Source organism: Occallatibacter riparius (assembly GCF_025264625.1).
Taxonomy (GTDB): Bacteria; Acidobacteriota; Terriglobia; order Terriglobales; family Acidobacteriaceae; genus Telmatobacter; species Telmatobacter riparius.
This window is the reverse complement of record NZ_CP093313.1, coordinates 5,079,963-5,093,427: the sequence shown is the minus strand read 5'-3', so window position 1 is coordinate 5,093,427 and position 13,465 is coordinate 5,079,963. Positions and strand designations below refer to the sequence as shown.

The 13,465-nt window shown below is 61.1% G+C and carries 12 protein-coding genes; 5 read left to right on the top strand and 7 right to left on the bottom strand.

The annotated features are described in order from the left end of the window. Positions 1–112: 112 nt before the first annotated feature. Complete coding sequence (gene dprA, locus MOP44_RS20730) at positions 113–1,294, bottom strand: DNA-processing protein DprA (protein ID WP_260792307.1); 1,182 nt, start codon at positions 1,292–1,294, stop codon at positions 113–115. Positions 1,295–1,412: 118 nt separating this feature from the next. Here dprA and MOP44_RS20725 point away from each other — a divergent pair, with 118 nt between their 5' ends. Then, entirely contained in the window at positions 1,413–3,125 is a 1,713-nt protein-coding gene (locus tag MOP44_RS20725; protein ID WP_260792306.1) for a serine hydrolase domain-containing protein, read from the top strand. Positions 3,126–3,238: 113 nt separating this feature from the next. Beyond that, a complete protein-coding gene (locus MOP44_RS20720; protein ID WP_260792305.1) occupies positions 3,239–6,055 on the top strand; it encodes a glycoside hydrolase family 127 protein in 2,817 nt (938 codons plus the stop codon). Positions 6,056–6,112: 57 nt separating this feature from the next. Here MOP44_RS20720 and MOP44_RS20715 read toward each other — a convergent pair whose 3' ends face one another. Genes MOP44_RS20715 through MOP44_RS20695 form a run of 5 tightly spaced genes read right to left on the bottom strand, consistent with a single transcriptional unit; the run spans position 6,113 to position 9,877 of the window. Next, positions 6,113–6,544, bottom strand: a complete 432-nt coding sequence (locus MOP44_RS20715; protein WP_260792304.1) for a type II toxin-antitoxin system VapC family toxin — start codon at positions 6,542–6,544, stop codon at positions 6,113–6,115. Further along, entirely contained in the window at positions 6,541–6,792 is a 252-nt protein-coding gene (locus MOP44_RS20710; protein WP_260792303.1) for an antitoxin, read from the bottom strand. Before MOP44_RS20710 ends, MOP44_RS20715 begins: the two co-directional genes overlap by 4 nt. A 58-nt stretch (positions 6,793–6,850) precedes the next feature. Beyond that, the gene (locus tag MOP44_RS20705) at positions 6,851–7,717 is read right to left on the bottom strand and encodes a menaquinone biosynthetic enzyme MqnA/MqnD family protein (RefSeq protein ID WP_260792302.1); all 867 of its coding nucleotides are present in this window, start codon (positions 7,715–7,717) and stop codon (positions 6,851–6,853) included. 45 nt (positions 7,718–7,762) lie between these two features. Next, positions 7,763–8,470 carry a monofunctional biosynthetic peptidoglycan transglycosylase gene (gene mtgA / locus MOP44_RS20700; RefSeq protein ID WP_260792301.1) on the bottom strand — a complete coding sequence of 236 codons (708 nt, stop codon included), beginning with the start codon at positions 8,468–8,470 and terminating at the stop codon, positions 7,763–7,765. Positions 8,471–8,491: 21 nt separating this feature from the next. After that, on the bottom strand, positions 8,492–9,877 hold the full coding sequence (locus MOP44_RS20695; protein ID WP_260792300.1) for a nicotinate phosphoribosyltransferase: 1,386 nt from the start codon (positions 9,875–9,877) through the stop codon (positions 8,492–8,494). Positions 9,878–10,019: 142 nt separating this feature from the next. Between MOP44_RS20695 and MOP44_RS20690 the strand changes: the two genes are divergently transcribed. Then, a complete protein-coding gene (locus tag MOP44_RS20690; RefSeq protein ID WP_260792299.1) occupies positions 10,020–10,757 on the top strand; it encodes a hypothetical protein in 738 nt (245 codons plus the stop codon). A 1-nt stretch (position 10,758) separates the two neighbouring features. On the opposite strand, the gene MOP44_RS20685 is transcribed toward MOP44_RS20690, so the two are convergent. Beyond that, entirely contained in the window at positions 10,759–11,721 is a 963-nt protein-coding gene (locus MOP44_RS20685) for a carbohydrate kinase family protein (protein ID WP_260792298.1), read from the bottom strand. A gap of 209 nt (positions 11,722–11,930) precedes the next feature. On the opposite strand from MOP44_RS20685, the gene MOP44_RS20680 reads away from it, so the two are divergent. Together MOP44_RS20680 and MOP44_RS20675 are read left to right on the top strand one after the other, a co-directional pair. Then, positions 11,931–12,842 carry an AraC family transcriptional regulator gene (locus MOP44_RS20680; protein ID WP_260792297.1) on the top strand — a complete coding sequence of 304 codons (912 nt, stop codon included), beginning with the start codon at positions 11,931–11,933 and terminating at the stop codon, positions 12,840–12,842. 2 nt (positions 12,843–12,844) lie between these two features. Beyond that, positions 12,845–13,453: a GyrI-like domain-containing protein gene (locus MOP44_RS20675; protein ID WP_260792296.1), complete on the top strand. Its 609-nt coding sequence runs from the start codon at positions 12,845–12,847 to the stop codon at positions 13,451–13,453. Positions 13,454–13,465 lie beyond the last annotated feature (12 nt).

The following is a 13,465-nucleotide window of genomic DNA, read 5'->3' as shown; positions in this document are numbered from 1 at the left end:
GCACTTGCATGCCCCCTTCACGCTGCAAACACGAGGCTTGCAAGCGGTTCTCACGGCGACTAAAAAATTTCTTTCGCGTAAAAGAAAACAGGAAGGGAGCCGGAATCACCTTTCACAACACCCGCACATAATTCTTCCCCGGTAACTGGCGCACGCGCCCCGCCATTTCCAGTTCGAACAGAGCGGTAAACACTTCGCTCGAGGTCAGTTGTGTTTCGAGGAGCGAGAGAATTTCATCGATCTGCAGCGACTCGTCAGCTCGCAGATGTTCCATCACCATGGCCTCTTCGGGCCGCAACGGCGGGTCCGCCAACAAAGATGCGCCCGGGGCCGCTTCGGATGCAACGCCTTTCTCGCCTTCCAATTGGATGCGCACGTCGGAAGGAAGTTCCTCCCATACGTCCTCCCAGCTCGCGACCAGCTTTGCGCCCTGCTTTATCAGCGTGTTAGGCGTCCACGAATTCTTGCTGGTCACGTTGCCGGGAATCGCAAACACGTCGCGGTTCTGCTCCTCCGCGCACCGCGCCGTCACGCGCGTTCCGGAGTTCTCGCTAGCCTCAACTACCAGCACGCCAATGCTCACGCCGCTGATGATCCGGTTGCGCCGTGGGAAATTCTGCGGAGCCGGAAACGTCCCCATCGGCACCTCGCTCACAATCGCTCCGCCCAGTTCCAGAATCTGCTCAGCAAGTCTCCTGTTCTCCTTGGGATAGACCACGTCGATGCCCGTTCCCCACACCGCAATCGTGGGCATGCGCGCTGCTATCGCGCCCTTATGCGCGCTCGTGTCGATGCCGCGTGCCATTCCACTGACGATCAGCAGTCGTCGCGCGCTCAGATCGCGCGCAATCATCTCCGCCACGCCCGACCCGTAAGGCGACGGATGCCGTGTCCCCACGATCGCCAGCGACGGCCTCGCCAGCAGCGACACATCTCCCCTCGCCCACAGCACCGGCGGCGGATCATAGATCTCACGCAGCCGCTCGGGATACGCCGCGCATCCCACCGTCACAATCGCCGCGCTCGCCTGCGCCGCGGTTTCCCACTCCTGTTCAGCCGCTCTTCGCGCCTTTCCATCAAAGATGAACTGAGCCGCCGGCGCCGGAAGCTGCAACGCCTCGAGCCCCGTGAGCGGCAACTCGAACAAACTGCCCGCCGGCTCCAGGTTGCGCATCGCTTCCACAATGCGTCGCGGGCCCAGCCCCGGGGTTAGAGCCATCGCCAGCCACGCCAACCGGTCCTCATCCAGCGGCTGCACGGCCGCACCACCCAGGTTCGCCAAAGTTGTGGTCATTTCATCGGACAATAAACTACCTGAAACCCTCCCGCGCGTGACGTAGCTCACACCGCACACCCCATTCCGGCCGCCGCGCAAGCCCGTATAATGCGCTCGTACTCCGGAGGGACACTGCATGATGACGTCACGTTCAGCCTTGGCGCTTAGTGGAATCCTCTTCACTTCAGCCCTGTCGCACGCGCAGGCTCTTCCCCCAGAGACGGGCGCAAAGATCGACAAACTCTTCGATCAATGGAACCGGCCAGACTCGCCCGGCTGCGCCCTCGGCGTTTATCAAAACGGCCAGATCATCTACGAGCATGGCTATGGAATGTCCAACCTGAACGATGACGTAACCATCACGCCATCAACGGTATTTCACGTCGCTTCAATGTCCAAGCAGTTCACCGCGGCGTCCATCATCCTCCTTGCTCAGCAAGGCAAGCTTTCCCTCGACGACGACATACACAAATACATTCCAGAGCTGCCGGACTTCGGCGAGCGCATCACTCTGCGGCATCTCATGCACCACACCAGCGGCCTGCGCGATCAGTGGGCCCTGCTGGGGCTTGCCGGATGGCGCTACTCGCAGGATCTCATCACCGACGACGACGTCATGTCCGTGATGGTTCATCAGAAGGCGCTGAACTTCAAGCCGGGCGAGAAGTTCCTCTACAGCAACACGGGATTCACCCTGCTGGCGCTTGTCGTGAAGCGCGTAAGCGGCGTGTCCCTGCGCGAATACACGACGAAGAATATCTTCGAACCGCTGGGTATGAAGAACACGCATTTCCGCGACGATCACGAAGAGGTCATCAAGCATGACGCTCTCGGCTACGAGCAGGACGGCGAGGGCAAGCCCTACCGCATGAGCCTGACCAACTTCGACACCACCGGCGCCACCAGCCTGCACACCACGGTCCAGGACCTCCTGTTGTGGGACGAGAACTTTTATAACCCGCGCGTGGGTGGGCCGGAATTCGTGAAGCAGATGCTGGAGCCGGGCATCCTGAACAGCGGCAAAAAGCAGGACTATGCTTCGGGTCTCTCCATCGGCACCTACAAGGGTCTGCCAACAGTCGGTCACGGCGGAGCCGACGCCGGATATCGCTCCGACATGGTGCGCTTCCCCCAGCAGCACTTCACCGCTACGGCATTGTGCAATCGCGCCGACGCGAACCCCGGTGCCCTCACCCGCCAGGTCGCCGAAATCGTCCTCGCCAAAGACATCAAGGAACCCACTCCCTCTCCGGCCGCAGCGACCACTCCCAAACCCACCGGGCCAGTCGCTCTCACAGCCGAGCAGATGAAAGCTGTAGCCGGAACCTACTGGAAGAAAGACGACAACGACTACCAGAGAATTGTTCTGAAGGACAACACGCTCCAGCTCGATTTCGGGGGAGACGAGTATCACCCCTTGAAACCGCTGGCCGAATCCCATTTCCGCGTCGACGGCGTTCCCTGGAGCGAGCACATGGACCTGCACTTCGTTGCCGCCTCAGGTACCAAGCCGGCAAAGCTGGAGCAGTCCTGGGACGGAGGGAAGCCCGACACCTACGAGTGGGTGCAGGCGGTTGACCCAACTCCCGCGCAGCTCGCCGAGTACGGTGGCGCTTACGTGAGCGATGAAATCGACCCGGTGTACAGATTCGAAGTGCGCGACGGCAAACTCGCCCTCCTTCGCATGAAACACAAGCCCGATCTGCTGCGCCCCACCGTGCAGGACGTCTTCGCCGGCCAGATCGGCACTCTTCGCTTTACGCGCGATTCTGCCCATCGCGTAACCGGATTCGTGCTCGACGCCGGAAGAATCCAGGGCTTCCAATTCAAACGGCAAGCGGGCACGTAGCGGAAGGCCCAGCCCTAACCTCGCTCTCCCAGGATCCCAGCAAACGTTTACCGGAAGAGCTAGACTGTACGAGACCGACCTTGCACAACTGACCACAAACGGGGACACCTTCCATGAACACCAATCCTTCCAACGCACCAGCGCCAGTCCAGCAAGTCGCCAGCGATCAGGGGTCCACGCGCCGCGAGTTCCTCACCGGCCTTGCTGGCACCGCCGCCCTTGCCGGCCTCTCCGGCCCCAAGTCAGTCTCCGCACAGTCCGCTGACGGCCCCCTGAACATCGCCCGCGTTGCCATCCCCACCAGCTTCTCCCTGGCCAGCGAAAACAAGATCTCTGCCCTCAACGACGGCTTCGTCCCCGCCGATTCCTTCGACCGTTCCCACGGCCTTTACGCCCTCCACAACCTCTGGGACAACCAGGGCAAGACGCCTTGGGCCCAGTACGAATGGCCCACCCCCGTCTCCGTCGACAAAGTCGAAATCTTCTGGGCCGTCGATCGCCCCCGCCCCGCCGGCGCTCCTGGTTCCGAGTGGCCCCGCCTGCATGTCCCCGACGCGTACCGCATCCTCTACTGGAACGGCACCGATTTCGTCCCCGTCAAACAGCCGCAGGGCCTCGGCGTCTCGCCTGACACTTTCAACTCCACCTCCTTCGAGCCCGTCAAAACCACCAAACTCCGCCTCGAAGTCACGCCCCAAAAAGGCCAGCCCTCCGGCGTTCTCGAGTGGCGTGTCTACAATGCCGGCCCCACCCCCTCCCTCCCCCCCGTCATCGACGCAGGCGTAGACCGCTCCGTAATGCTCGGCGCCAAAACCTATCTCGCCGGCAAGGTCACCTGGCTCCAGGACACCCCGAAAAACTCCTCCCGCTGGCTCAAGGCCTCCGGCCCCGGCTCCGTGAGCTTCGATGACGCGGCCGCCGGCGTAACCAAGGCCAAGTTCTCCGCCCCCGGCGACTACACCCTCACCCTCGCCGCCTCGGGCACTGAAGACCGCACCCACTCCATCGCAGTTCACGTCGAGCAGGAGCCGCCCAAAGACCGCCTCGACGTCGTTTACACTCGCAGCTACTCCATTGAAAGCCCCTTCTGGAACGCCCGCGCCAAAACCCTCATTGTCGACTGGATCCCCCACTGCATCAAGATGTGCGAGCGCACTGACATCGCGCCCATGCGCGGCGACGGCGGCATCGACAACTTCATTGAGGCCGCCAAGGCCAACCGCGGCGAGCCCCACGGCAAGCACAAGGGCTTCGTCTTCTCCAACGCCTGGGTCCACCAGACCGTCGAATCCATGTGCATCGCCCTCATGGTCGACGCGCAAGGCGACCCCGACATCCTTGCCGCGCAACAAATGATGCGCGACACCCTCGACCGCTGGATTCCCGTCATCCTCGCCGCCCAGATGCCCGATGGCTACCTCCAGACCGCCTACATCCTCGCCGATCGCAAGGAGTGGCCCGAGCGCTGGTCGCCCGATCATCGCGGCAATCACGAGGGCTACGTCTCCGGCTACTTCATCGAGTCGGCCATCAATCACTACACGCTGACCAACGGCCAAGACCTCCGCCTCTACAACGCCGCCAAAAAGCTCGCCGACTGCTGGGTTGCCAACATCGGCCCCGGCAAAAAGGACTGGTTCGACGGCCACCAGGAGATGGAGCAGGCTCTCGTCCGCTTCGGCCGCTTCGTCAACGACCAGGAAGGCAATCATCGCGGTGACGCCTACATCGCCCTCGCCAAGTTCCTCCTCGACTCCCGCCGCGGCGGCTCCGAGTACGACCAGAGCCACCTGCCCCCCGGCCAGCAGTACGAAGCCGTTGGTCACGCCGTCCGCGCCACTTACTTCTACTCCGGCATGGCCGACATCGCCGCCGAAACCCACGACCCCGACTACCAGAGCGCGGTCATCTCCCTCTGGGACAACATGGTGAACAAGAAGTACTACCTCACCGGAGGCATCGGCTCAGGCGAAACTTCCGAGGGCTTCGGCCCCAACTACTCCCTGCGCAACGAGGCCTACTGCGAAACCTGTTCCTCATGCGGCCTGGTCTTCTTCCAGTACAAGCTCAACCTCGCCTACCACGACGCGAAGTACGCCGACCTCTACGAACAGACCATGTACAACGCGCTCCTCGGCGGAGTCGCCCTCGACGGCAAGAGCTACTGTTACACCAATCCCCTCGTCAACACCGAGCGCGCTGAGTGGCACACCTGCCCCTGCTGCGTGGGCAACTTCTCGCGCACGCTGCTGATGGTCCCCACCTGGACCTATGTCAAGGACGCGAACGGCCTCTACGTCAACATGTTCATCGGCAGCCGCATCCACGTCGGCCAAGTCGCCGGCACCGGCGTCGAAATCATCCAGAAGACCGACTACCCCTGGAAGGGCTCCGTCGCCCTCACCGTCAACCCTGAGCAGCCCAAAACCTTCAGCGTCTACGTGCGCATCCCCAACCGCACCACCAGCAAGCTCTACAAGGACACGCCCGCGATCAGCGGCCTCAAGGGCTTCGCCGTAAACGGCAAGGAAGTGAACCCTGAAATCCGCAAGGGCTACGCCGTAGTCACGCGCGAGTGGAAAGCCGGCGACCGCATCGAGCTCGAACTCCCCATGGCCCCGCAGCGCGTCACCGCCGATCCGCGCATCATGGCCGACGTGAACACCGTCGCCCTCAAGTACGGCCCGCTCGTCTACAACGTCGAAACCGCCGACAACCACAACATCGAACGCAAAGTGGGCGACGCTCCACTCACCACCGAGTGGCAGCCCGACCTGCTAGGCGGCGTCACGGTCATCAAAGGCAAATGGTCCGACGGCTCAGAACTGGTCGCCATTCCGAACTACGCAAGAATGAACCGCGTCGGACCGCCGCACGAGTACCCATCCGACAAAGAAAGCACCACACTCGACTCCAAAGTCTGGATATGATGGCCGTCGCAAAAACTTGGCCCCACCGGCTTCGAGTGCGGCTGCTCAGGAACTTGATTACCCGCCGGCAATCAGATCAGTAGCCCAGTTTTCCAGGCCGGGAAGCCCTGTCACGTACCTGAATGCTCGATCGCTGCTGACGAGAATGGCTCCGACACTGATCGCATGAGCAGCGATCATCATGTCGAATGGCGCCAACGTGTGGCCAGCGGCTTCCTGCTGGGCCCGAATCAGCCCGAACGCGTGTGCTTCCTGGCTGCGCCATGGTAACGGAACCACGTTGAGGAGAAACTCTTCGAGATGAAGACGTTGCTTTTGGCCCGCATGCGACCGATGCAGTCCATACCACAGCTCCGCCTCGGTTACGCACGAGACGCATGCCTTCTCATCCCGGGTGAGGTTCGCAAGCCGGTCAAAAGCGGATCGTGACTTCAGCTTGAGGATGTAGCTGACAACATTCGTATCGAGCATGTAAAGCCGCTGGCTCACAGCGATTCACGCTCTTTGAGCTCTCCCTGATTGCGCTCTGCCAAGAAGTCCTCCGGAAAGGGATCACTAGCAATCGCATCGAGCACATCCTTGAGGCTGCGCTTCCGGCTCGGCTCGGTCAGAACAATGTCACCGGTATGCGGATCGCGCCGGATGTATACCTGCTTGCCTTGAAGACGCAGATTCGCCGGAATTCGCACCGCCTGGCTGCGTCCATTCATGAACACCGAAGTTTTCTGGCTTGCCATTGGCCTCGTCTCCTGATATATATCATCGCATATCACAGACATGAGATCGTCAGGTTTCTTAGCGTGCTCCAGCCATCCCCGCCAGCTCATACCGCGGCAACACGCCCGCCTCCGCCGCAGCCTCAAAGAACCCTTCCATCCCCGCCACGCACTCCTCATCCAGCACGTAGTGAATATTCACGCTCAGATAGTGCCGGATCGTGCTCTCATCCAGCGGCAGCTTCCCAGCCCACTCCTCCGCCAGAGCTTCGATATTCGCGAGACCATGATCCCGTGACCGAATGAAATCCTCCGCCACGCGGTCATCCAGCGGAACTCCCGGCGCCGCACACCACACGGCGGAAACGAACGGCAGCCCCGTCAGCGCTCGCCATTCATGCGCCAAATCGTGATACACCAGCTCTTCACCCGACCGCTCAAGCTGATTGGCCTCTTCCTCAAGCGCCAGCAGCGCCGGATCGCCGATCACAATCGCCGCGTCGGCTTTCTCGAGCATGGCATCCAGATCCGCAGCCATGGGAACAAACTCCGCGCCCGCATTTCCCCACTTCTGGAAAAGAATGCGCGAATAGGCAATCGTCGTACGGCTCGCCGTATCAGCAGCCACAGTGCGAATCGCGCTCAGCGGCTGCCGCGTGCGCCGCACCAGCAGCAGCGACCGCACGCGATCCTTCGACGCAATTGTGCAGCCCGGCAGAATCCGCAGCCCCGGCGTAACGGCCAGTGCCGCAATCGGCACAAGGCCAATGTCGGCAGCCCCCGTAGCCAGGCGGTCAGCACACTCTGAAGGAAGCATCCAGTCGATCTGGTAGCGCTCAGCCAGTCGTTCAGCGTGCGGCGCATGATCGAAGTCCCACATCAGTGGGGCGGGATTGAGAAAGCGAATAGCAGCTATACGTAGGCGGCGCTGAGCAGGAGAAGCCACACCTTCAGTTTAGAGCACTTCCCTTGCCCTCAGTTGAGCGAGCACTCACCAGCCCATCTGCCGCTCGCGCTCCAGAATGATCCCCGCGTAGTTATTCATACGCTCGGGATGCCGCCTCAGCGGCGCCGGCAGAATGGCCGCCAGCCGCGCGGCCCTCTGCGCATCGATGTTCCGCGCCCATGTCCCATACCACGAGCGGCACGCAGCGTCCGCGCCGTAAACGCCCGGCCCCCACTCCACCACGTTGAGATAGAGCTCCAGAATGCGCTGCTTCCCCAACACCAGTTCCGCCACCGGAACCAGCGTGAACTCCGCGCCCTTGCGAAGCACCGACCTCCCGGTTCCGAAGAAGAGGTTCTTCACAAGCTGCTGCGTAATAGTCGAAGCACCGCGCCTGCGGCCGCCCTCCATGGCCTCGTCCGTAGCAATCTCGATCTGATTCCAGTCGAACCCGTGATGCTGGTAGAACCGCGCATCTTCCGCGGCAATCACAGCATGCTGCAAATTCAGCGATATCTGTTTCAGCGGGACAAACTCATACCGCTCGCGATACGGCTTGTCGCTGAACCAGGACTGCACCCGCCGCTGCATGTGCACCGCGGTTGTCGGCGGATCGATCCACCGCAGAACCACCAGCATCAGCACCAGCAGCAACCACAGTGAAGCAACGCCAATCCCGGCCCACTTCAGCACAGCCAGAACCAGACGCTTCCGTGATCGCGGCTTAACGGGCGCAGATGTACTCGAAGTCACTCTCCAGCGCACCGCCAAGTCCTAGGCCTCCACCGGCACATTGATCTGCCCTTCCGTCCCGAACACCCGCCGGTAGCGCTCCACTTCTTCTGCCGGCCCCATCGACTTGGCGTAGTTGTCCGAGAGCTTGGCCGCCGGTCTGCCATCCACCTCCACTAACTTGCACACCAGGCTAATCGGATCGAAGCTCTTATCGCCATGCGGATTGCAGTTCCTGAAGTCGTTCGTCAGAAACGTCCCCCACCCCGAGCTGAACCGGATCCTCCGCTCCGGCGTCCACCTCTGCGCATCCTTGAAGTCCGCCGCCGTCCGGAAATCCCACGGGTCCGTCCCGTCCAGAATCCTGCCCGCGAAATGCGCATGCAGCGCCAGGATCTTGTCCACATCCAGCGCATCGCTGGCAATCAATCGCTTCCGCCGCGGATCGCGCCCTCTCTGCTCCAGCCACGCAATATACTCATCGCCGGCGACAAACGGATCTTTGCTGTCGATCCTCTGCCCCGTCCAGTCCGCCACCCACTCCGGAGCGTTGCGCAAAAACTGGGTCGTGCCGAACGTGTCCGGCAGCAGAATCAGCAACTCGCCCGCATACGTCTGCTGCCACAACTCCAGCAGCCGATACTGGGCGCGTTTCAGCTCCTCATCTGTATTCGCCAGCGCTGCCACGGCCATCGGCAACTCGTGCGCGTTTGTTCCCATCGCTTCGAGGTCATGCTTGTAGGCCAGATACGTATTCGAGCTGCCCGTGAAGCTTTCCCCCAGCACGTCGCGCATCGCCAGCACCACGTACTCCTGCCACAAGAAGCTGTGCCGCCGCCGCGTTCCAAAGTCGCTCAGGCTCAACCCCGGAACGCCGCGCAGCCGCACCATCTTCTCCCACAGCCGCGTCTTCGCCCGCGCGTACAGCACATCCAGTTCGAACTCGCTAAGTGGCTTCAGCGCAGCGCGCGTCTTCAATTCATCGATGATCGCCAGCGCATAGATCTCCCACATCGTCGTCTCGGTCCACAGCCCTTCGAACCGCAAAGAGACCTGCCCATTCTCAACCGCAACCTCATAGTCCGACAGCCGAAAATCCTTCTCCAGCCACTCCAGAAACGCCGGCTCGAACATACCCCGTTTGCCGAAGAATGTATTGCCCGCCAGCCAGATCATCTCTGACTTGTGGAACCGCAGCTGACGCGCATGCTCAAGCTGATCGCACAGCCCATGCAGATCGATGATGTCGGCCAGTCGCACCTGCACGCTGCGGTTCTGCACCGCGAATGTCGCGCGCGTCCGCGGAAAGTGTTTCCAGATGAACTGCAGCATCAGCAGCTTGTAGAAGTCGGTATCCAGCAGCGACCGCACAATCGGGTCCAGCTCCCAATTGTGGTCATGCGCCCGCCGTGCAATGTTGATGATCACAGAACCACTCTATAGGACTTAAGATGTTTACGATCTTCAGAAATCGTGCAAAAATGCGGTCATCAAATCATCTACAGGTTGCGCGAGGGTTGGCAGTGGTTAAGATTTGCATTGCGAAGACACTCTCCGGGAAGCGGTGCCCTTGGAACGCATTAGAGGGCAGCAATTACTGCGGAACTCACGGTCCCAACTACCGTTCCGTTTCCAAAGTCAAAGTGGTGATGAGGAAGTCCTCCGTGACCGCCGTAAAGAAGGCAGCAGCCAAAAAGGCGGTGAAGAAAGCAGCCAAGAAGAGATGACACCACAAGCTAATGAGATGTGCGAACGCGGGAAAGCTGAACTGCTTACCGATGCCTGCGAAGGGGCGGCCAAGCACTACGAAGACTACGCCAATGCATTCGTCAATATCGACACCAAGGCAGCTGCGATTACCACAGTGGGTGGAATCGTGCTCGCCGCGGTGGTTGCATTCTTGAAGGACGGACAGGTGCCGGAAGCCGCCCGGGGTAACTGCCTATATGTAACCTTGATAATTGCTTCACCCGTTCTTGCGCTGATTGCAATTATCTTCTCTCTATTTGGAGCAAGAGTCACTGAGGTTGTAGAACCCTTTGACGCACCAGAGCGCATCCGAGAGGCGAGAAACCTAGCCGATCTCGACTGCAACGAGTTCTCGCAACAACACATCATCGACTATTACCGCGCACAATCGGACCATTGGTCGAATGCGATTAGGGACATAAGGGAGGTTGTCAGACTCAAAGCGAACCGCGTGTTATGGGCGCAGTACTTCCTGATTGCAGCGCTCTCAGTGCTTGTAATCATTTTCGTAGTCCTTCTACTCAGAACACCGGCTACTCCACTGAAAGCGTCTAGTTAGCCTAACGCAGGAGGGAATTCACCATCCGCGCCTCAATCGCCCCCGTCAACCGCTCCATCACCACATCTGTCAGCGGCGGCATTGCGCCCTTCTGCGACGCAACCCAGGCTCCCCAGCGGTTCCCTGCCTCATTCAGCGTCGCCAACCCGGCCGCATCCAGCCCCGCACCGCGCAGCAGGTAGTGCGTCATCGCAGCGGTAAACGCATCGCCGGCGCCAATCGTGTCGGCCACCTTCGTCGTCACACCTGGATGCTCATGCACTCCCTCGCGCGACGCCAGCAGGCTGCCCTCCCCGCCACGCGTCACCGCCACCATGCGCAGCGTGGGGAACTCCGCCAGCAGCTTCTCCGCCCCATTGCGCAACGCGATCGGATCGCCCGCCTCCGCTGCAGGCAGCCCCAGAAGTCCCAGAACCAGTGGCATCTCCGCATCGTTCAGCTTCATCACCATCGCCAGTTCCAGCGACTCCTGCAGCACCTCGCTCGAGTAGAACGGCGGCCGCAAATTCACGTCGAACACCCGCACGCAATCCGTCCTGGTCTGCGCGGCCAGCGTCTGAATCGTCTGCCGTGACTCCAGCGACCTCTGCGCCAGCGACCCAAAACAGATCGCATCTGCCCGCTCCGCCAGCCGAACCCAGTCGTCCGTAAGCTCCATGAAGTCCCACGCCGCAGGTTCGTGGATCACGTACGACGGCTGCCCCTTCTTCAACTCCACCGTCACGCGCCCTGTCTCATGCACCGAATCGATCTGCAGATACTCCGTATCCACCGGCATCGGATCGAGCACATCCACGGCCTGTCTTCCCAGGTCGTCGCGCCCAATGCGGCTCAAGACCGCCGCGCGGCTGCCCAGCCTTCCGGCCATCACGGTGAAGTTCGCCGGCGCACCGCCCAGCACGGCGCCCGAAGGCAGCACATCCCAAAGCAACTCGCCAATCCCCAGTACAAGATGCGGTTCCATCAGAGCAACTCCTCAAGCCGGTCTCGCTCCATCCTCCGCCGGCTGCAGCAGACAGCTTTCCCCCTCCGCCCCCCCTTCGTCAACTGGAAAACCGGCCGTATTCACCTGGCAACAATCGGCGCTCCACGCGTGACGCAAATCACGGCATCACAATTCCGCAAGTTTCATCAAGACGCCCCACTGCATCCCGCCTACGATGGTGTTGCGCTATGAGAACAGCCACTCTCCACGATTACAAGCAGCGCATGCTGCGCGTCCTCGGTCACATCGATCGGCATCTCGGCGATGCGCTGCCGCTCGATGAGCTGGCGCGCATTGCCTGCTTCTCGCCCTATCACTTTCATCGCGTGTTTCACGGCATGATGGGCGAGTCCGTGAAGGAGTACGTGCGCCGACTGCGCCTTGAGCGCTCCGCGAGCCGCCTCAAGTTCGGCTCCGCCACCATCATCGACATCGCGCTCGAAGCCGGCTACGACAGCCACGAAGCGTTCACTCGATCGTTCAAAGCCACATTCGGCGCCGCGCCGTCACAGTTCCGCCTCGCCAACCATCAACGCGCGGCACTGGCGCCCTCAGGCATCCACTACGGACAACCCGTCACCATCCGCTTTCGCACTCTGCGTAAAGGAGGAACCATGAAAGTCGAAATCCGCCAACTGAAGCCCGTGCGTGTCGCCTTCATCCGCCATACCGGTCCGTACTCTGAAGTGGGCCAGGCCTGGGATCGCCTGCTCACATTCATGGGCAAAGAAGGCTACCTCGCGGGAAATCCCATGATGCTCGGCATCGTCCATGACGACCCTGAAGTCACACCGCCCGACAAAGTCCGCTACGACGCGTGCCTCGCCGTCGATGACAGCTTTTCACCCACGGGCGACATCGGCGTGCAAACCATCGCAGGCGGCGAATACGCCGTCACCACCCACAAAGGCCCCTACAACCAGGTCGGAAAAACCTACTCCGAATTCCTCGGCCAGTGGCTTCCGCGCAGCGGCCACGAGCTGCGCAACCTGCCCTGCTTCGAGGTCTACGTCAACGATCCGCAGTCGACACCGCCCGACGAATTGCTCACCGACATCTTCGCGCCCGTGCAGGCGGCGGTCCTCGCCGCAAAGGATTGAGTATGACTAGCGCAACGATCTCCGACACAAAGCTCGATCTCTATGAAGCACACAAGAAGGAATATGCGGCTTCTGCGAAACCCACCCTCGTCGAGATTCGCCCCGCCGTGTATCTCACCATCACTGGTCAAGGCGCGCCCGGCAGCCCCGCATTCACGGATGCCATTGGCGCTCTCTATGGCGTGGCCTTCACTGTGAAGATGACCCGCAAATTCGCAGGCAAAGAAGACTACTCCGTCTGCAAACTTGAAGCTCTCTGGCCCGACTGGGGCACAGCCGCCGAACCCAATTGGCAACTACTCATTCGCACGCCTGAGTTCGTCACCCCCGGCGACCTCCGCGACGCAGTCCGGACCCTCGCCAAACGCGGCAAGGGCGATCATGCCGATCGCGTCCGATTACATGCCATCTCAGAAGGTCTGTGCGTGCAGGCGATGCACATCGGCCCATATGAAAACGAATCTAAAACCATTGATGCAATGCGGGCATTCGCGGAAAAGCAAGGCATGCGCATCTCCGGCCCGCACCATGAAATCTACCTCTCCGATCCGCGCCGGTGCGATCCATCCAAGCTGAAGACCATCCTGCGCGAACCGGTGTCGAAAGCCTGAACAACGAACCCA